The 19214-nt window shown below is 70.9% G+C and carries 21 protein-coding genes; 1 reads left to right on the plus strand and 20 read right to left on the minus strand.

Annotated features, from left to right (window positions below):
• Positions 1–8 precede the first annotated feature (8 nt).
• From IOD14_RS31490 to IOD14_RS31550, 14 genes are all read right to left on the minus strand, one after another.
• Positions 9–182, minus strand: a complete 174-nt coding sequence (locus IOD14_RS31490) for a hypothetical protein (protein WP_174269083.1) — start codon at positions 180–182, stop codon at positions 9–11.
• A gap of 16 nt (positions 183–198) precedes the next feature.
• The gene (locus IOD14_RS31495; RefSeq protein WP_212672138.1) at positions 199–1329 is read right to left on the minus strand and encodes a hypothetical protein; all 1131 of its coding nucleotides are present in this window, start codon (positions 1327–1329) and stop codon (positions 199–201) included.
• The gene (locus IOD14_RS31500; RefSeq protein ID WP_212672139.1) at positions 1329–2330 is read right to left on the minus strand and encodes a hypothetical protein; all 1002 of its coding nucleotides are present in this window, start codon (positions 2328–2330) and stop codon (positions 1329–1331) included. The genes IOD14_RS31495 and IOD14_RS31500 overlap by 1 nt, the downstream gene beginning before the upstream one ends.
• 25 nt (positions 2331–2355) lie before the next feature.
• On the minus strand, positions 2356–3438 hold the full coding sequence (locus tag IOD14_RS31505; RefSeq protein ID WP_212672140.1) for a hypothetical protein: 1083 nt from the start codon (positions 3436–3438) through the stop codon (positions 2356–2358).
• A 39-nt stretch (positions 3439–3477) separates the two neighbouring features.
• Positions 3478–4338 carry a phage tail domain-containing protein gene (locus IOD14_RS31510; protein ID WP_123988199.1) on the minus strand — a complete coding sequence of 287 codons (861 nt, stop codon included), beginning with the start codon at positions 4336–4338 and terminating at the stop codon, positions 3478–3480.
• Complete coding sequence (locus tag IOD14_RS31515) at positions 4335–5534, minus strand: hypothetical protein (protein WP_212672141.1); 1200 nt, start codon at positions 5532–5534, stop codon at positions 4335–4337. Before IOD14_RS31515 ends, IOD14_RS31510 begins: the two co-directional genes overlap by 4 nt.
• A gap of 33 nt (positions 5535–5567) precedes the next feature.
• The gene (locus IOD14_RS31520; protein WP_212672142.1) at positions 5568–6473 is read right to left on the minus strand and encodes a hypothetical protein; all 906 of its coding nucleotides are present in this window, start codon (positions 6471–6473) and stop codon (positions 5568–5570) included.
• Between the two features lie 13 nt (positions 6474–6486).
• Positions 6487–6855: a DUF5361 domain-containing protein gene (locus IOD14_RS44560; protein WP_249126310.1), complete on the minus strand. Its 369-nt coding sequence runs from the start codon at positions 6853–6855 to the stop codon at positions 6487–6489.
• Between the two features lie 47 nt (positions 6856–6902).
• The gene (locus tag IOD14_RS31525; RefSeq protein ID WP_123988201.1) at positions 6903–7193 is read right to left on the minus strand and encodes a hypothetical protein; all 291 of its coding nucleotides are present in this window, start codon (positions 7191–7193) and stop codon (positions 6903–6905) included.
• Between the two features lie 38 nt (positions 7194–7231).
• A complete protein-coding gene (locus IOD14_RS31530; protein ID WP_123988202.1) occupies positions 7232–7807 on the minus strand; it encodes a phage tail protein in 576 nt (191 codons plus the stop codon).
• 76 nt (positions 7808–7883) lie between these two features.
• Positions 7884–8291, minus strand: coding sequence for a hypothetical protein (locus IOD14_RS31535; protein ID WP_212672143.1), 408 nt, complete (start codon positions 8289–8291; stop codon positions 7884–7886).
• Positions 8284–8439 carry a hypothetical protein gene (locus IOD14_RS31540; RefSeq protein ID WP_212672144.1) on the minus strand — a complete coding sequence of 52 codons (156 nt, stop codon included), beginning with the start codon at positions 8437–8439 and terminating at the stop codon, positions 8284–8286. The genes IOD14_RS31535 and IOD14_RS31540 overlap by 8 nt, the downstream gene beginning before the upstream one ends.
• 245 nt (positions 8440–8684) lie before the next feature.
• Complete coding sequence (locus IOD14_RS31545) at positions 8685–9767, minus strand: S1 family peptidase (RefSeq protein WP_123988204.1); 1083 nt, start codon at positions 9765–9767, stop codon at positions 8685–8687.
• Between the two features lie 233 nt (positions 9768–10000).
• Complete coding sequence (locus tag IOD14_RS31550) at positions 10001–10864, minus strand: slipin family protein (RefSeq protein ID WP_123988205.1); 864 nt, start codon at positions 10862–10864, stop codon at positions 10001–10003.
• Between the two features lie 89 nt (positions 10865–10953).
• On the opposite strand from IOD14_RS31550, the gene IOD14_RS31555 reads away from it, so the two are divergent.
• On the plus strand, positions 10954–11835 hold the full coding sequence (locus tag IOD14_RS31555) for an alpha/beta hydrolase (RefSeq protein ID WP_212672145.1): 882 nt from the start codon (positions 10954–10956) through the stop codon (positions 11833–11835).
• 74 nt (positions 11836–11909) lie between these two features.
• Here the strand turns inward: IOD14_RS31555 and IOD14_RS31560 are convergent, their stop codons facing one another.
• From IOD14_RS31560 to IOD14_RS31585, 6 genes are all read right to left on the minus strand, one after another.
• Positions 11910–12818 carry a S1 family peptidase gene (locus IOD14_RS31560; protein ID WP_123988207.1) on the minus strand — a complete coding sequence of 303 codons (909 nt, stop codon included), beginning with the start codon at positions 12816–12818 and terminating at the stop codon, positions 11910–11912.
• A 462-nt stretch (positions 12819–13280) separates the two neighbouring features.
• A complete protein-coding gene (locus tag IOD14_RS31565; RefSeq protein WP_212673437.1) occupies positions 13281–14423 on the minus strand; it encodes an NtaA/DmoA family FMN-dependent monooxygenase in 1143 nt (380 codons plus the stop codon).
• Positions 14424–14427: 4 nt separating this feature from the next.
• Positions 14428–15489, minus strand: a complete 1062-nt coding sequence (locus IOD14_RS31570) for an LLM class flavin-dependent oxidoreductase (RefSeq protein ID WP_212672146.1) — start codon at positions 15487–15489, stop codon at positions 14428–14430.
• The gene (locus IOD14_RS31575) at positions 15489–16250 is read right to left on the minus strand and encodes an amino acid ABC transporter ATP-binding protein (RefSeq protein WP_282959529.1); all 762 of its coding nucleotides are present in this window, start codon (positions 16248–16250) and stop codon (positions 15489–15491) included. Before IOD14_RS31575 ends, IOD14_RS31570 begins: the two co-directional genes overlap by 1 nt.
• Positions 16251–16278: 28 nt before the next feature.
• Positions 16279–18036, minus strand: a complete 1758-nt coding sequence (locus IOD14_RS31580; protein WP_212672147.1) for an FAD/NAD(P)-binding protein — start codon at positions 18034–18036, stop codon at positions 16279–16281.
• Positions 18033–18890, minus strand: coding sequence for an amino acid ABC transporter permease (locus IOD14_RS31585; protein ID WP_212672148.1), 858 nt, complete (start codon positions 18888–18890; stop codon positions 18033–18035). The genes IOD14_RS31580 and IOD14_RS31585 overlap by 4 nt, the downstream gene beginning before the upstream one ends.
• Positions 18891–19214: the final 324 nt, after the last annotated feature.

Consider the following 19214-nt stretch of genomic DNA (forward strand, 5'->3'; position numbering starts at 1 on the left):
AAAACGAGCTATTCGGACCCTGATGTGTCGGTCTCGGTGGATTCCTCGGCGAGGGGCTCGGCCGCGGCGGCCGAACGGGCGCCCGGGGCCGTCGCGCGCTGCGCGGTCTCCAGGGCGTGCAGGCGGCGTTTGATGTCGCGGAGCTCGGTGAGGAGGGTGTCGGGGCGGTTGATCCTGGTCATCGGATGCTCCTTGGGTTCATGGGGTGCCGGTGACGGGAGTGACGGTCAGCTGGACCTGCTCCTCGCCCGCGTCGTTGCCCGGGGTGACCTCGATCCCGGTGATCCGGACGCCGAACTCGGTGCCCTCGGGAAAGAACACGTCCTTGATGACGACCAGGGCGTCGTCGCCGACCTGATAGGAGCCGAGGACGGGTTCCAGGTCGGCGCGCACGGTCAGCTCGGGCAGGACGACCGGGGCGGAGACGGCGGCGAGCGCCGAGCGGGCCTGGGAGCGCAGGAGGTCCACGTCGGTGAGATGGACGTAGGAGACCTCGGTCTCGGTGAGCGGGCGTCCGGTGCCGCCGGCCTCGACGACCGCGACGAGCTGGCCGCTCTCGCCCTGCTCCCCGAGGGCGAAGACCCGGGTCGCGGTGGAGGCGCCGTCGGCGGGCCAGGTGTAGCCGATGAGGTTGGCACCGTACTCCCACACGTGCGGGGTGCCCTGCCTGCCGAGCTGCGGGGTGCCGACGCGGAGTCGGCGCACCGGACGGCCGTCGCTGCCGTACGCCATGTCGAAGACGAAGTCGGGACCGTTCTCCAGACTCGCCAGCTCGCGCAGGGCCTCGCCGGTGCTCTTGAGGTCGCTGCCGGGGTAGACCAGGGTGCGGGTGATGCCGGAAAGGGCGCCGGACTCGGGGCGCACCCGGATGTCGCCGTCGGGGTGCTCCTGCGCGACGGCGACGAGTTCGCGGGCGATGTCGGACTGGTCGCGGTCGGTGAAGGGGACGGAGACGGAGGCCAGGTCGCCGGTGCCGGCCGGGTCGAAGGCCGCGGGCAGGACGCGCCGGTGGTCGAAGTAGGAGAGGAAACCGGCCGCGCCGATCTCCAGGTGCTGGTCGGCGGAGGTGTACTTGACGGTCCACACCAGCCCGCCCCACACCAGCACGCCGTCCCGCTCGACGTAGAGGGCGGCGCGTCCCGGTTCGGTGAGTTCGCGGGGCCGGTGGACGGTGATCCTCGGGTCACCGAGGGGCAACCGGGCCCGGAACTCGCCGGCTTCGTTGAGCTCGGTGCTGAACGTGACGTCGTACAGCGGGAGTTCGTCGGTGATGACGCCGGTGGCCAGGTCGGCGGTGTAGTAGGTGTAGCGGGTCGGTCGGCCGGCCACTAGCCCACCAGCCAGGTGGTGTTGATGTAGACCAGCTGACCGGCGGGCAGGGCGGTGGTCTGCGGGTAGAGGTTCACGCTGCCGTCGGGGTCGACTATGCCCTCCACGCCCGTCCGGGTGCTGCCGAGCACCAAGTACCAGTGGTGCCGTGCGGTCGGGCGGAAGGCGGCCGGGAGGGTCATGAGGGTCGTGGGGTTGGCCGATTGGGCGACACTGGTGATGATCGCGCCGCGCAGGTAGGCGACCGCGCCGACCCTGCGCACGGCCGGTGGCTCGTTGTTGTACACGGTCCAACTGGCGGGAAAGGAGAGCGTGGCCCAGCCGGTGTCGTTGTTGACCGCCCGCCAGTTCCCCGAACCGTCGTACCACTCCAGGTGGTTGCTGTCCGAGCGGTGGATGTACATCCCGGCGTACGGGTACGCGGGCCGGCCGCTCTCGCCCCCGACCCGCAGAATGCCACCGGCCGCCGCGGTCCACAGGCGCAGGTCGTCGATGTCGGGGACGGTGACGGACGAGGCGTTCTTCGCGACCCTGATCCGGGCGAGCGGGATGAAGTCGCCGGTCACCGCGGGGTCGACGGGGGTGGCGGCGGCGGTTCCCTTCACGAGTTCCACGGTCATGCCGGTGGTGGCGTCGCCGTACTGCGCGTCGCGCTGCCGGGCGATGACGAGGTCGTTGCGCGGGTTGCTGGAGTCGGCGGGGTTCGTGCCGAGGACGTCGAGGGTCTTCTGCTGGCCGAGGGTGACGAGGTAGGCGCCGGTCGCGCTGGCCCGGGTCCCCTGGATCACGCCCTGGAAGGGGGCGACGGTGACCTTGCCGGAGACGGTGGCGGTGGCCTGGACCCGGCCGGGGTCCCCGGTGGCGGGCCGGATGCCGCTGCGGGCCTGGACCGGGCTCGGGCCGGGCGCGGCGAACACGCCCGTGGCCAGCCGGGCGTCCTCGGCGTCGACGACTCCGCCGGAGATCCAGCCGGAGTCGCGTTCTGGGGTGGGCGTGCTCATGGGGATGCCTCTTCCGATCGGGAGGTCACGGGACGGGGAACGCGATCACACGCAGGCCGGTGTAGAGCGCGGCGGCTGAGCCCACGCTGCAGGTACCGGTCGTCATGCCGCCACCCCGGGCGACGTACTGCGTCAGCACCAGCTGTGTCGCGGCGGGCAGCAGGTGATGCCCCTGGGCGACGCTGGTGGTGATCCTCGAGGGACCGCCGTGGAAACAGGCAAGGGACAAGGCCGTTCCGTCCGGCTTGCGCACCACGTGGTCCCACCGCTCGTCGGGGCCCGAGGTCACCGCGTACATCTGCCCTGTGATCAGCAGCATTCGGGGGTACGGCGCCGGGGGCACGGTGACCTGGTTGAAGGTGTAGCCGGTGGCTCCGGCCGAGCCGCTGATCTGCGGCCAGCCCGCGTCCGCCGGCCCGAAGAACTCCACCGCCCCCGTGGCCGCGGGGCGCCAGGCCGTGCCCGTACGGACCAGGTCGAGGCCGGTCTCGAGGTCGTACAGCCGCTGTCCGGCGTAGCCCTCGGCCGGGAGCGACTCGTAGCTCTGCAACGGCAGTACTCCGCCCGTGGCCGCGGTGAACACCCGCAGATCCTTGATGTCCGCCTGGGTGACGGACCCCGCGTTCGGCCGCACGGTGATCTGGGCGAGCGGCAGGAAGTCGCCGGTGAGCCTCGGCGCGGCCGGTGTCGGCGCGGGCGCCCCGGCCTCCACCTGCACCACCATGCCGTCGCTCGCGTCGCCGTACTGCCGGTCGGTCTGCCGGGCCACGACGAGGACGATCCGGGCGTACGACGAGTGGGCCGGGGCCGCGGTGAGCACGTCGAGGGTCTTCTGCTGGCCGAGCGTGATCAGATACGCGCCCGCGGTCGGCGTACGAGTGCCCTGGACGACCCCCTGGAAGGGCTGGACCCTCACATAGCGGGAGGGGGTCGCCTCCGCGTCGACGCTGCCGGGGTTGCCGGGGCCGGGCTTGATGCCCGTGCGGGCCGCGATCGGGTTGGTGGAGTCGGTCGCCGCCGAAGCGAACACGCCGGTGGCGAGCCGGGCGTCGTCGGCGTCGACGACACCGCCGGAGAGCCATCCGGAGTCGCGCTCGAAGTCAGCCATGCGGGTGCGTTCCTTCTGGTAGCTGAGGGTGGGCGGGGTTCAGAGCCAGGCGTCCCGCCACTCCGCGGTCAGCCGGGCGGCCGAGGCGTAGTCGCGGGCGCGGAAGAGTACGGGGGTCGCGCCCGGCGGCAGCGGGAACCAGTCCGAACCGGGCAGCAGGGTGGCCCGCCGGGAGGCCGTCCCCTGGAGCAGGACCGACCGCGCGTCGGTGTCGACGACCAGGAACTCGCCTTCCTGGAGGGTGAGTTCGAAGGCGAGCTCCTCACCGGTCGCGGTGTTGCTGATCACCGGCTGGACGCAGGGTCCGCTGATCCGCCAGACCGGCCAGGTGGGCACGGTGCCCTTGTTCTCCAGCAGCAGCCGGCCCCCGGAGGAACCGGACCCGAAGTCCAGGGGGAAGGAGAGCGGGAAGGAGACTCCGCCGCTGGAGGAAGGCAGCGGACAGGTGCTGGTGTTCAGGCCGTACGAGTACCGCAAGGGGTCCGGGGCGGTCATGGTCAGGGAGAACTCGAACACCCCGGACTTGCGGTCGGCGATCTTCGTCTCGGCGGTGAGCCGGACCAACGCCCGCCGTACGCGGTGCGGTTCGGTGACGACGAGCGGCAACAGCGCGCTGCCGTCGGCGAGTACGGCGGCCAGCCGGTCCTTCGCCTCTTCCCGTACGGCCCGTTCGGGGGCGATGGCCATGCCCTCCAGGGTGATCACGCGGGGGCCCCGGTAGGAGGGGGCGTCGAACGCGCCGTGCCGCTCGGGACGGTCGGTCAGGGTGAGCCGGACGGGCGGGGTGGCGGCCCAGCCCTGTTCGCTGGTGACCCACCACTCGACGCCGTCGTCGTCGACGGTGTTCCCGGCCCAGCCGTCCACCTCGAACACCGGCTGCTGGAGCTGGCGGCCGCTCATCGCTTGGCCGCCCAGGCGAGTTCGCGGGCGGTGATCCGGCCGATCTCGTACTCGGACTGTCCGGGGCGGGGGTGCACGTTGACGGTGACGGGCCCGCTCGCGGCGGCGGCTCCGGTCCTTGCCGATGCCCCGGCGGCGACTCCGGCGAGGCTGTAACCGGGTCCGATCACGCTGCGCGCGGTGGCGGTGGCAAGCCGACCGGCGGCGCCCGCGACCCGGTTTCCGGCGCCCTCCATTCCGATGGCAAGCCCTTCACCGATGTCTCCGCCGAAGCCCATCATCACCTTGGACGGGGAGGAGATCCCGAGGATGCTGCGGATGGGCCCGGGAATGGTGTTGACGATGAAGTTCTTCACCGTGTTGAGGAGGGCGGAGGCCGAGTTCTTGATGCCGTTGATGAGGCCCATGACGAGGTCGCCGCCCAAGTGCATGAGTTTGTCGGGCAGTTCGGCGAAGAAGCCCCAGATCTTTCCGGGCACCCCCCGCAGAAAATCGACAACGGCATTCCATTTGTCGACGATCCAGTCCCGCACCGACCCGACCGCGTCCTTGATCCGATCCCAGTGCTTGACGATCGCGAGCACGGCGATCCCGACGGGTCCGGTGAGAATGGCGACGAGCAGTGGCCAGTTGGCCTTCAGCCAGTTCACGACGTTCTTCCCGGCGTCGATCAGCCAGTTGATGGCGACCGACGCCCCCTTCATGACCGTCCCCACCACCTGCCCAATGATCTTGAACGCCGCCTGCATGACGGCCTGCACGGTCTTGGACTGCATCGCCATGTCGATGAGCTTGGTGATGAGCGGCATGACGAGGGCGAGGATGGCACCGAGGATGTTGGCCTTCATGGCGGTGTTGAGCCCGCGCTGGGCGGTGGTGGCGGTACGCAGTCCCTGACTTAACCGGGAGAAGAGACCACCCCCGGACGCCGCACTCCGTCCGGCCCGCTGCACATCGGCGGCGGCCCGGGTAGCGGCGGTCCGCACCTGGTTGAGCCCTGCGCTCGCCTGAGTGGCGGAGCTCCGCAGCCGACCGGTGGCGGTGCTTGCCTGAGTGGCCGAGTTCTTGAGCCGATCGACCGAACTGCTGGCCCCGGTGACGGCGGTCCGCATACGAGTGACGGCACCGCCGGTGCTGGTGGCCGCGGATCGCATCTGGTTCAGCGCCCGGGTGACCGATACGAGTGACGTCTGCATGGTGGGTTGACTCCGTCGCTGTCGTGTGTGCCGTTATCGCCGCAGGTCGCGCTCAAGCGCGTTGAGGTCGTTCCGCAGGCCCTTGACGGCCTGGCCTGCGCTCTTGGCTCCGCTCTCCAGCGCACGAACCTGCTGCATTCCCTTTTCGACCTTGTTGCGCAATGTGTCGACCTGACGGAGAGCGTCTCTGCTTTTCCGCTCCACCTCGTTCGTTCTGGTGCGGGCCTGCTTGCGCACCTCACTGACCTGAGTGAGGGCGTTTTGGGCCTTGCGCTCGGCGCCGTTCGCCTTGGTGCGCGCGGCCCGGCTGACACTGCCGGACTCCTTGGCGAGGGCCTGGGCCTTGGTGCCGCGCTGCTCCGCCTTGTTGGCCGTCCGCTCGGCAGCGCCCAGGCCCTTGCGAAAGGCCGCGATCTGTTCCTTCAGCTCCCGGTCGCCTTGGCGAGCGGCGTCCTTGGCCGTCTTGAACGCGGCGTCGATCCTCTCTCGGACCGTCTTGATCGACGCCCTCTGCGTGCCGTCGATCCGTTTCAGCTCCGCCAGCTGCTCGTCGATCTTCCGGTCCCGCTTCTCCTGAGCGCGGTCCTCCCAGAGCTTGGTCAAACTGAATTCATGCTTGAACAGACCGAACTCGGCCTGGTATCCATACACGCCGAGTTGGGCGAAGGTGGCCTCGGCCTTCCCTCCGGTGGCCTCGGCCTTTCCACCCACGGTCTCGGTCTTGGCGAGGATGTTCTCGTGGCCGCCGTAGTGTTCGACGTCCTGCCCCGCCTTCCAGGAGGAGATCTCGGCCTGGACCGCACTCTTGAACTCCGGGACGTTCGAAACTTCCTTGAGCTGCTCCTTGAACTGTGCAGCGAACGCCGGTGTCCCGACGTTCTCCAGGTCCTGGACCCTCGATGTCAGGTTCGCGACGTCCGCTTTGAGGTCGTCACCCACGCGTCGGCTCCTCTCATGTCGGCGTGCTCAGGAACGCGACGATCTCCGCTGCGGAAGCCCCCTGCTCCGCCGCAGGAGGCCGAGTTCCCTGCGCAGAACCCTCCGTCGCGCCGTCCCCTGGCCGCGGCACCGCCTCCGGATACTCCGCCGGTTCCGCGTCCTCGTCCCGGTGGACCGTCGCGAACATCCAGTTGGCTACGGCGAGATGGTCGACGGCCGCGGCGAGCAGATGGTCCGTGACCGTCCAGTCCGCCTGTTCGCCGTGGACCGCCCGGGCGTAGGACGAGTCCGAGGGGAGGTGTTCGACGAGGACCCGCAGGCGGCGCGAGGAGAGGCGCCCCCGGTGCCAGTCGAGGAGGTCGACCCCGTAATGGCGGAGCAGATCCGCCTCCAGAGCCTCGGCGTGCTCGTCGACCAGCGCGCCGAGGCTCAGCCTTCCCCCAACGACATCCCCGTGTCGTTGCCGTACGCCTCCAGAATCGCGGAGACGTCCTGGACACTCGTGTCGTACTTGCAGAAGCGCTCGAACTGCTCCGCTCCGAGCAGCAGCGCCAGCAGCCCGTCGATGTCGTTGTCGTCCAGCGCGGCGATCTGCTTGGCGATACCGCGCGGGAACTCGGTGGGCAGCCGGAACACATCCCCGTCCACCTCGAACTCCCAGTCCTTTCCGACTGCTTCGAGGCGCTGGGCACGGGCGGCGTTGACGTTGAAGGGGGCCATGTCGGTGGAACTCCTTGCTACGGGACGGGACAGAGGGATCAGGCCGCGCTGAAGCTCGGGTCCTTCATCAGGAAGGTCGCCAGCGGGGCACCGTCCACCGTGGCCAGCGCGGTGAAGGTGACACCGAGCTTCACGGGGGCGGTCCGCACGAGGGCGAGCTCCTCCGTCTCGGTCACCTGGCCACGGGCGACGATCATGCGGTACTTGACCTCGTCGCCGTCGGTGAACTCCAGCCCGAGCATCCGCTCGTCGAACTTCGGCTCGGCCGCCAGCTCGTACTTGTAGAGGCCGGACCCGGTCGCCGTCTCCTTCACCTGCCCGCCGCCGAAGAAGAACGGCAGGGTGTCCTCGTTCAGCTGCAGCAGCTGGAACTTGAAGCTGAGATCGCGGTCGGAGTAGACGAACCTCGCCGAGCTGACGCTCTGCCAGGTGTCCACGGGGTCCAGCTTGTCCTTCTTGGAGATCTTGACCCCGTCGGTGGTGGTGTACCCGAGGTCCTTCCAGCCGGCACCCCACGCTGCGGCGGTGTCGGCGGGCGGTGCGGTGGCGAGCGGGGCGATGAGGACACGGCCACTGCCCGCGACCCGGATCTCCTTGGCGTTCGTTCCGGCCATCACTGCTCCTTGCTGGGAGTTGGACATGATGTGCTGCTGTGGGAGTACGGCGAAGTCGCGCCGGTGATACGGCCGTTCAGGCCGGGCGGACCACCAGCCGGGTGGTCGAGACATAGCGGTTGGCACTGCCGTGCCGGTAGTCGGGCAGCCAGCGCGGCCCGTCCTCCTCGACGACGTCCACGACGGTCGCCCCGCCGTAGCGCACGCCTCTGAGCTGGAGCATCAGGGAACGGGCCACGAGGGAGACGGTGTGGGCCGCGGCCTTGGAGGGGCCGTACGCCTCCAGGTCGACCAGCGGATTGTCGAGCCGCGGGTCCTCCGCCCAGGCGCCGCCCATCCGGGAGACCAGTACGGCGCGCTGCGAGCCGTCGAACCCCGGGGGCGGCGCGACGTCGACGACGACGCCCGCCAGCTCGCTGCGGTCCTTCAGCAGGTCGACGACCAGCTGCTCCACGTCCGGGAAGGTGATGTACGGCTCACTCATCGGAGTCTGCGGAGTCTTCGGCGTCCTCGATGCCCTCCGCGGGCCGTGCGATCACACCGAGCAGTTCCCGCGCGGCCAGGTCGTCCACGTCCACGACGTCACCGGGCTCGTGCCCGTTCCACCAATAGGTCAACTGGATCTTCTGCACGGCGTTTCCCCCGAAACGGTCGGCTGTGAAGCAACCTCCTGGGAGATCAACTTCCAGTGGTCAAAAGGAAGTTGGCGCCCCAGGGACCGCAAATGTAACGGCCGCCCCAAGCGCAGCGTGAGCAACTTGAGGTCTCGAACGGATAACGATGGCGGGAGATGCGGAGGCCCGCCCCGGCGCGACCCGACGCAAGAAAGCCCCGCCCCCACAAGGGGACGGGGCTCCGCGCACCACCGGACCGACCGTCAGCCGATCGACGCACCCGTCGCCGACAGCGCCTCCGTCACCGGCTGGAAGAACGTCTCCCCACCGGAGGTGCAGTCACCGCTGCCACCGGACGTCAGCCCGATCGCGCTGCTCCCCGAGAACAGCGAACCGCCGCTGTCCCCCGGCTCCGCGCACACGTCGGTCTGGATCAGCCCGTTCACGATGTCGCCGTTGCCGTAGTTCACCGTCGCGTCCAGGCCGGTGACCTTCCCGGAGTGCACCTGGGTGGTGGACCCGCTCCGCGTCACCGACTGGCCGACGGTCGCCGAGGCCGCTCCCGTGATCGCCTGCGCGGACCCGTTGTAGAGGTCCACCTCACTGGGGTGGTCGACCTCGGCCGTGTACTTCACCAGGCCGTAGTCGTTGTCCGGGAAGCTCGACACCTCGTTGGTGCCGATCTGCTTGCCGCTGGAGTCCGACCACGTCGAGATCGCCTCGGTGCAGTGCCCGGCGGTGAGGAAGTACGGCTCCCCGCCCTTCACCACGTTGAACCCGAGCGAGCACCGCCCGCCGGAGCCGCTGATCGCGTCACCGCCCGCGATGAAGGGCTTGAACTCCCCCTTGGTGCGCTGGAGTTCGGCCACCGAGCCCAGACCGTCGACCACCTTGGTGAGCTTGGCCCACTCAGCGTCGGAGACCGTGCGGTCGGCGGTGACGACGACCTTGTTGGTGGTGGGGTCGGTCACCCAGGACGTCCCCGGGATGGTCGCGTCGCTCGACAGCGTCGTCCGCGCGCTCTTCAGCTCGGCGAGGGAGTTGGAGACGATTCTCGCCGAGGCCCCGGCCGCCGACACGGTCCGTGCCGCGTCCTCGTCAAGGACGTTCACCACAAGACTCTTGGTCTTCGCGTCGTAGAACGTCCCTGCCGCGTCCGTACCGAGTTCCGCCCCGAGCGTCGAGGCGAGCTTTCCGGCCGCGAGGGCCGAGAGGGTCTTGACTTCGGGCGAGGCCGGCGTCTCGCTGGCGTTCGCAGTCTGCAAGGTGACTCCTGCGGCGACCAGTGCGGTGATGCCCGCACCTGCCACGACGATCCGTCGCCTGGGTATGCGTCGGTGCTTCAACTCGTGTCCTCCTGTGGGGGGTCGGCCCGGGAGATTGTGGGGATCTCGCGGGCCGGAAGGCTGGTTGACGAGCGCTTACTCTTCCGAACCCCCCAGGGGGCGCACAAGGGTGACTTCCGGACGCGCGTAGAACGCGGTTGTGCGCCCTCGCCACTTTTGACAGTCCACGGTCACCCCAGGCCGTTCACGCTGCAAACACTACGAGCGAGTAACCCCCATGCAGCCTGTGAGGTCTAGTCCTGTCCTGAATTCGACCCCTCGGGGTCCGGATCCGACCGGGGCTCAAGAGACGCGCGTTGCTCCTGCACCGGTTGCTGCGGCGCCGGCGCCCCCACCCCCTGCTGCGCCCGCTCCAGGAACCGCAGCAGCTCGACGGGGAACGGCAGCACCAGCGTCGAGTTCTTCTCCGCCGCCACCGCCACCACCGTCTGCAGCAAGCGCAGTTGCAGCGCGGCCGGCTGCTCGGACATCTCCTTGGCCGCCTCGGCCAGCTTCTTCGACGCCTGGAGTTCCGCGTCCGCGTTGATGACCCGGGCCCGCCGCTCCCGGTCCGCCTCGGCCTGCCGGGCCATGGACCGCTTCATGGTCTCGGGCAGGGAGACGTCCTTGATCTCGACCCGGTCGATCGTGACCCCCCACTCCACCGCGGGACTGTCGATCATCAACTCCAGTCCCTGGTTGAGCTTTTCGCGGTTGGACAGCAGATCGTCCAGTTCGCTCTTGCCGATGATCGACCGCAGCGAGGTCTGCGCCATCTGCGCGACCGCGAACCGGTAGTCCTCGACCCGGACGACCGCCTCGGCGGGCGAGGTCACCTTGAAGTAGACGACGGCGTCCACCCGCACGGTGACGTTGTCCCGGGTGATGCCCTCCTGCCCCGGCACCGGCATCGTCACGATCTGCATGTTGACCTTCCGGAGCTTGTCAACGCCCGGAACGATCATCGTGAACCCCGGCCCCCGCACTTCCGGCCGCAGCTTTCCGAGGCGGAAGACCACGCCCCGTTCGTACTGCTTGACGACCCGCGCGGCCGCCATCACGTACACCGCTCCGGCGGACACGAGCGTCACGCCCGCTGCCACCAGCTCCTCGACCATCGCGACCCCCAGGGTCCGAACCAGGCGCTCAAGGTGTGTACTTCGACGGTAACTCCGCCGTGTACACCAAGGGGAGACGGAGGACACAGGTGGTCCAGGGCATCAGGACGCAGGACGGCCGCCGGCTGACGGTCGAGGAGTACGGCGACCCGGACGGCACGCCGGTGGTACTGCTGCACGACACCCCGGGCTGTCGCTTCGGCGTCGTACCCCCGGACGTCGTGACCGCGCACCCGCACATCCGGTTCCTCGGCTACGACCGCCCCGGCTACGGCGATTCGGACCGGCTGCCCGGACGCCGCGTGGCCGACGCCGCCCGGGACGTGGCGGAGCTGGCCGGCGCTCTCGGGCTCGGCCGCTTCTCGGTGCTCGGCCTCTCCGGCGGCGCCCCGCACGCCCTGGCCTGCGCCGCGCTGCTGCCCTCCCGAGTGCGGCGGGCGGCGGTGCTGGCGTCACCCGCGCCCCCGGACGCGAGGGAGCTGAGCTGGTTCGAGGGCATGACCGCCTCCCAGGTCGAGGAGTTCACCCTGGCGCTCACCGACCCGCTCGCCTTCTCCGAGGCCCTCGCCGCCCGCGCCGCCGACATCCGTCGCGACCCCGCCCAGCTGCTCGTCTCCGTCCGCGACGGCCTCACCGACGCCGACCGGCGGATCCTCTCCGGCCCGGGGTCCGGCGAGCTGCTGCGCGGCTATCGGGAGGCGGTGCGCGGTTCGTCGTACGGCTGGCTCGACGACCGTCTCGCCCTGCTCAGCAACTGGGGCTTCGACCCGGCGGCCGTCACCCGGCCCGTCCTGCTGTGGCACGGCGCCCAGGACACGTTCTCCCCGGTCGGCCACTTCACATGGCTGGCGGACCGCGTCCCCCGCGTCCGTCCCGTCCTCCAGAAGGACGCCGGCCGCTTCGGAGCCCTCGAGGCCCTGCCGGCCGTACTGGACTGGCTCTGCGCACCACCGGAACGTGCCACGCCGTGATGACGGCGAGCCCCCGTACGACGGACGCGTACGGGGGCTCGCCTGGTGCAGGCTGCGATATGGCGTTGCCGGGGCTAGAAGACGCTGACGCCGTAGGCGCTCAGGGCCTCGGTGACCGGCTGGAAGAAGGTCGTGCCGCCGGAGGAGCAGTTGCCGCTGCCGCCGGAGGTCAGACCGTAGGCGACACCGTTGCTGCCGTAGAGCGGGCCGCCGGAGTCGCCGGGCTCGGCGCAGACCGTGGTCTGGATCATGCCGTAGACGACGTCGCCGCCGCCGTAGTTCACGGTCGCGTTGAGCGCGGTGACCCGGCCGCTGTGGGTGCCGGTGGTGGAGCCGCGGCGGTTGACCGTGGTGCCCACGCTCGGGGTCGCGGCGCTGGTGATGTCGACGCTGCCGACGGTGCCGGAGATGGACGAGGTCGGGTAGCTCGACGAGTACCGGACGAGGCCGTAGTCGTTGGTCGGGAAGCTGGACCCGGCCGTCGAACCGAGGGTGGTCGTGTGGCCCGAGTTCGACCACCAGGTGCCCGCGCCGTCGGTGCAGTGACCGGCGGTCAGGAAGTAGTAGGTGCTGCCGCTGCGGACGTTGAAGCCGAGGGAGCAGCGCCAGCTACTCGCATAGATGGCGTCGCCGCCGGAGATCAGCTTGTTGAACTTGCCCGGGGTCCGCTTGATCGTGAGCGCGTCGGCGTTGCTGCCCGCCTGCTGCTTGATCTTGGCGATCTCGGCCTGCGAGACCGTGCTGTCGACGGTGACGACGACACGGTTGGTCTTGCTGTCGACAGCCCAGGCGGTGCCCGGGATGTCGGCCTTGAGCACCGAGCTGCTGGCGCTCTTGAGTTCGGCCGTGCTGAACGGGGTCGCAGCGGTCGCGTTCGCGCTGGGGACCGCGATCGCGGCCGCGGCCACGAGGCCGGTGGTACCGGCGATCAGCCGGGTCCGTCTCGCAATGCCACTGCGGGGGTTGGTGCGCTTGATCCTCACGTTTCGTTCCCTCCCAGGGGAATTCGGGGGCCCGCGTGGGGTCGGGGCCCGTGAGGCGCAGTCAGCGGCCCGGGTGTCCGGTTTTCGAACACGCCGTGCTCCTGACAAGCGCTGAGGGGGAGTATTCGGCCGAACGGACGGTCGGCGCAAGGGCGCCTTTCGGCCGTCAACCTTTGAAAGACCTTTGTCATTCGGAGGGAACGCACAGCCCCTGGATCCCGTCCCTTCTCCTCGTCACCGAAGTGACGCCGAGAGTGGCCCGGGGCGCCGGGAAGGGGCAGATGCGGTGGTCGGCGAGGGCGCAGGGCGTCGGCGGCCGCCGGTCGGAGCCGACCGTCCTACGGCCGTCGGCGTCCGCCGCGGACGGTCACGGGAACCGGAATCGGTGGTTTCCGTCCGCGCTCGCCGTATCGCCGAAAACCGCCCCCCGCCGAGTCGGCTCCCCACCCCGCGCCCTTGGCGTCAGCCGCTCCCCACGGGGTCGGGGAGTCCGAGGTGCGAGCGCAGGGTGGTGCCCTGGTACCGCGTGCGGAAGGCGCCGCGTTCCTGGAGCAGCGGGACCACCTTGTCCACGAACTCGTCGAGCCCGCCCGGGGTGAGACGGGGGTCGAGGAGGAAGCCGTCGGCGGCCCCGCACCGCACGAACGCGTCGAGCTCGGTGGCCACCTCCTCCGGGGTGCCGACGAAGGCCTGCGGCCCGCCCGCCTCGACGAGGGTCTGCCGGAGGGACGGCTCCCCGGCGACCGCGACCGTGCCGCCGCGCCGGGGCCGCCCCTGGGCGAGCGCCGGGTCGGCCACCTGGTCGAGGCCGGGATGGGGGGCGCCGAGGCCGTCGTCCCGGGAGGGCAGGTCGACGCCCCGTCGGATCCCTGCGGCCCTCTCCCGTGCCTCGGCGTCGGTGTCCGCGAGGACGACACCGACACCGAGCATGATCTTCAGGTCGTCGGGCGCCCGCCCGTACGCGGCGAGGCGGCGCTTCACATCGGCGTAGAAGGCACGCCCGTCCTCCAGTGGGCGCTGCCGGGTGAGGACCACATCGGCGGCTGAGGCGGCGAACTCCCGCCCCTCGTCGCCGTCCCCGGCCTGGATGACGACCGGGTGCCCCTGCGGCGAGCGCGGCACGGTGAACTCCCCCGCGATGTCGAAGTGCCGCCCGCGGTGCGCGAACGGGCGCGGGACCCCGTCCGCCGTCCAGGAGTCCCACAGCTCCCGTGCCGTCTCCAGGAACTCGGCGGCACGGGGGTAGCGGTCGGCCCGGTCCAGGAAGCCGCCGCGCCGGAAGTTCTCCCCGGCCGGGGCATCGGAGGAGGGCACCACGTTCCAGGCGACCCGGCCCCCGCTCACATGGTCCAACGTGGCGAGTCGGCGGGCGAGTTCGTACGGCTCGTTGAAGGTCGTGCCGACGGCGGCCGCGAGCCCGAGCCGCTCGGTGACGGCGGCGAGCGCGCCGAGCACGGCGAGCGACTCGTGGGCGAGGAGGACGAAGTCGAACAGACCCCGCTCGGCCGTCCCCGCCACCTCCTCGAAGGACGAGAACCCGATCCTCGACCGCGGACCGGCGCCGGTGGTGTCGTCGACGCCCGGGAGCCGCGCGGCCAGATGCATCTGCCTACGGCTCATGGCGCTCCCCGGTCAGGGCGTACCGGTTGCCGGGTCTGGCGAGGTCCAGGTGCTCCCGGAGTGTGCTGCCCGGGTAGAAGGTGCGGAACAGTCCGCGGTGCTGGAGCAGCGCGACCGTGCCGTTGACGAGCCGTTCCAGGTCGCGCAGCGGTTCGGCGGGTGTGAGGTGGAAGCCGTCGACGACGCCCTCGCCGTGCCAGGTGGCGATCAGTTCCGCGAGGTCGACGGGTCCGCCCCGGTACACCGGACCCTGCGCGGACGGGCGGGGGCCGCCTCCACCGTGCCCCCGCTGCGCCGCGTGCTCGCCGTCCCCGAGGTCGACCAGGAGACCGGCGAGTACCCGCAGTCCGTCGGGGTCGCGCCCGAACTCCGCCGCCGCGGCACGCAGTTGCTCCCGTACGGCGGCGGCCTGCGCGGCACTCGTGGCGCGGACGAGGGCCACGTCCGCGTACCGGGCTGCGGTCCTGCGGGCGGGTCCGTCGGTGGCGTCGATCACGCGGACCGGGTGGCCCTGCGGGGGCCGGGGCACGGTCGAGGGGCCCCTGACCGAGAAGGACGTGCCCTGGAAGTCGACGGGGTGCGGCCTGCCCCCGTCGACGAGGCGGCCGGTGGTCGCGCCCGGTGGTCCGGCGACCTCCTCCCCGCTGTCCCACAACCTCGCGGCCACGTCGGCGACTTCGCCCGCCTCCTGCCACAGGGCGTCCGCCGGGGCCGCGTGACGGCGGCCGAAGAGGCGGGCCTCGCCCTCGGTGGCCGAGACGTCGATCCGCCAGCCGGCCCGGCCCCGGCTGACCCAGTCGAGGGCCGCGACGGCAGCCTGGACGTGGAAGGGCTCGGTGTGGGTGGTCGTGACGGTGGGCACCAGGCCGATCCGGCGGGTGGCCGGCGCGACCCGGGACAGCACGGCGAGCGCGTCGGGGCCGGGCCGGGCGAAGGTGTCGTCCAGCGTCACGAAGTCGAGCCCGCCGCGCTCGGCCAGCCGTGCGAGGGTGACGTAGGAGGCGGCGTCGTAGGCGGACTGCTGGTCGACGGCGGCGGACAGATGCAGCATCACAGCACCCTCGAGAGAAAGGACCGCGTGCGTTCGTGGCGCGGGTCGTCCAGCACCTGCGCCGGTGGACCCTGTTCGACGATCCGCCCGTCGTCCATGAACACGACGGTGTCGGCGACCTCGCGGGCGAAACCGATCTCGTGCGTGACGACGATCATCGTGGTGCCCCGGCGGGCCAGGTCCCTGATGACGTCGAGGACCTCGCCCACCAGCTCGGGGTCGAGCGCGGAGGTCGGTTCGTCGAAGAGCAGCAGCCGGGGTTCCAGCGCCAACGCCCGCGCGATCGCCACCCGTTGCTGCTGCCCGCCGGAGAGGTGCCTCGGATGGGCGTCCGCCTTGTCGGCGAGTCCCACCCGACCGAGGAGCCGCCGGGCCGCCTCGACGGCCTCCTTCCGGGGCTGCTTCAGCACCGACACCGGGGCCTCGACGACGTTGTCCAGCACGGTGAGATGCGGGAACAGGTGGAAGTTCTGGAAGACGAAGCCGATCCGGGTGCGCTGTCTGAGCACCTCGCGCTCGGGCAGCTCGTACAGCTTGTCGCCGGAGCGCCGGTACCCGACCAGTTCCCCGTCCACGCTGATCACGCCCTTGTCCACCTTCTCCAGGTGGTTGACGGTCCGCAGCAGTGTCGACTTGCCGGAGCCGGAGGGACCGAGGACCACGGTGACCTCGCCGGCGCCGACCCTGAGGTCAATGCCCTTGAGCACCTCCAGTGGGCCGAAGCTCTTGTGGACCGACCTGATGTCGACCATGGCACTCATCGCTGAACTCCCCTGTTCTGCGGGTGACTCAGGCGGCGGCACGACCGGCGAGCTCCCCGAGGAACCGCAGCGCGGCCCGTGCGGTCGCGTCGTTCTGCCGGAAGGCGGGCCCGCCGGTGCGCGGCCGGGTGAAGGCGCCGGGCGTACGGCCGTCGGTGTGCGGGCCGAGCGCGAAGCGCCGTGGGTGCGGCCGGCCCGACCGGTCCAGGACCCGCCCGTCGGCGCGGTCCACGCGCAGCAGCCCGTCCGGGCTCTCGGCGGCCCCCTCGGCGTACAGCTCACGCAGCAGCGGATCGAGGGCCCGCCGGACGGTCGGTTCGGGCAGCCGGGCCTCGACCAGCGCCCGTGCCTCGACCGAGTGGCCCGGCACGGTGGGGCTCGACGCCCGGAACACCCCGTCCTCGGCGCGGACTTCCATGTCCGCCCCGACGAACCTGAGCACTCCGGCCCGGGACAGCGCGAGCAGCTGCCGCAGCCGGGGGCCGGGCGGCCCGGAGGCGAGATAGCTGAAGAAGCCGTGCCACCGTCCGCCGATGTCCCCCAGCCGGACCAACTGTCCGTAGACGGAGAGCAGTCCGAGGAACACGGCCAGGTCCGGGCTGTACCGAGGATCATGACGACGGCTCAGGTCGGCCTCGACATACTCCCGCAGTCCCTCCTGGAACTCCTCGTGCGTCGCGTACCGCACGCCCTCCAGCGGCCGGTCGAGCCGGGCGAGGTCGAGCCGGTCCCGGGGGTCGGGCACGGCGGAGGCCACCAGGGTCTCCCGTTCGACGAGGTCCTCGACGGCCGCGTACTTCTCCTCGAAGTCGGCCCAGGACATCGCGGTCCGCTCCGGATGCACGGTGAACAGCCGGTGGTAGTGGGCGAACCCGAGTTCCTTCTCCACCAGCGGCCACACGTCCCGCCCGAAGGCGAACCCCCCGGGGCGGGCGAGCAGTTCGTCGATCCGGTCCGGCCCCAGGAAGCGGGGCAGCGGCGGCCGCTCGCCGGTCCAGTCGTAGCCGATCTTCGAGTGGTACGGCACTCCGCGCCGCGATCCGACGTGGAGGACCGGCTCGCGCCCGGAGGGGAGGTAGGTGTCCCCGTCGTACCGGCCGCCCCGGCCCTCGGTGAGCAGCGCCATCAGGTCGACGAAGGCGAGGCCGAACCCTCGGACCAGGACCGGTTCGCCGGGTGCGAGCGCGGACAGGTCGCTGTCGGCGGTGAAGTCGGGTGGCAGGTGGACGAGGTCGTGGGTGCGGGCGTACGCCGCCAAGCCCCTCTGCTCGTCGTCGAGTTCGGCGTCGAGGTGGCCCAGGGCGAGGACGACCAGGTCGGCGAGGAGCGGGCGCGAGCGGCCTTCCAGCCACACCTGCTGGCGCCCCTCGCGCGGTCCGCTCACCCGCAGGGCGCGGCGCGGATGGTGGTGGACGGACACGGACGGGGGCAGCGCGGCCACCGCCCGCTCGTGCACCCAGCGCAGGTACGCGCCCTGCAGCTGCCGGTCCGCGAAGGTGCGTCCTTCGATGCCGGCCCACTCGTGCAGGGTGGGGCCGGGGCGCACGGGTCCGTCCATGGCCACCGTCTCGTCGGTGAACATGGTGACGTCCTCGGCGTGCGAGTTCATCCACAGCAGCGGCGACTGGGCCTCGCGCCAGATGCGTCCGGCGCCGGGCGGGTGCGGATCGACCAGGTGCAGGTCCAGTCCCGAACCGTCGTACAGCTCGGGCGCGTTGGCGGCGATCCGCTCGATCAGACCGGTCCCCCGCGGCCCGGCTCCGACGATCACCAGCGAGCGCCTCATCGGGTGCGCTCCGCACCGCGGGCGTAGTGCTTCTCCACGTAGTGCTGACCGATGCCGAGCACCGAGGTGACGACGGTGTACCAGACGGTGGCGACCATCAGCAGCGGAATGACCTGGTAGGTGCGGTGGTAGACGAGCTGCACGGAGTAGAGCAGGTCCTGCACGGCGATCACACTGACGATGGAGGTGCCCTTGAGGGTGCCGATCAGCATGTTCCCGGCCGGGGGCACGATGGAGCGCATCGCCTGCGGCAGCACGATCCGCCACCAGCGCCGCCACCGGCTCAGGCCGAGCGCCTCGGCGGCCTCGATCTGCCCACGGTCGACGGACAGGATGCCGCCGCGCACCACCTCGGCGGCGTAGGCGGCCTCGTGCAGGGTCAGGCCGATGACCGCGACGGTGACCGGGCCGAGCAGGTCGACCGTCCGCACCCCGAGGATGTGCGGGTACAGCGCCCCGATGTTGAACCAGAGCAGCAGCTGCACCAGGATCGGGATCGACCGGAACAGCCAGACGTACCCCCAACTGACGCTTCTGAGGACGGGGTTGGCGGACATCCGGGCCGCCGCGAGCAGCGCGCCCAGCACGAAGCCGAGCACCATGACCACCGCGGTCAGCCAGAGCGTGAGCCACAGGCCGCGCAGCACCGCGTCGGTGGTGAAGTAGTCCGCGACGACGTCCCACTGGAACGCGTCGTTGCGCAGGACGGAGTTGACCGCGAGCGCGAGCAGGGCGAGAACGGCGACGGCGGCGGTCCACTGGCCCGGGCGGCGCCGCGGGACGATCCGCAGGGAATCCGCGTGCTCGGGTATGCCGGGGGCGGCGGGGGCTTCGGCGAGGGTGTCGGAGGACATGCGAGGGCTCCGTGGCGAGTGGGGGCCCCACCCACTCGAGCGAGGTCGGGAGTGGGGGATTGTCGAACTCGGACGGGTGCCTTCACACGGATGCGGCCGAGCCCCTCAGCAGGGCCGCCTTTCGAGACTACGGGTGCGTTTCCCCTCGCTGTCAAGGCCGTCCACACTGTGAGCCGTACGTCTCAACTCGGTTGACGCCACACCGGATGCCTGTTCCACTTGCCCCATGCATCCACAGCAGTGGCTGGTCAAGCGCTCCCACATCGACTTCGGTCGCGTGTGGTCCTCTTCCTGTTGAGCTGACCCACTGCGCGCCCCGCCTTC

Origin of the sequence: Streptomyces sp. A2-16 (assembly GCF_018128905.1) — a bacterium.
In the GTDB taxonomy this organism is placed as follows: Bacteria; Actinomycetota; Actinomycetes; order Streptomycetales; family Streptomycetaceae; genus Streptomyces.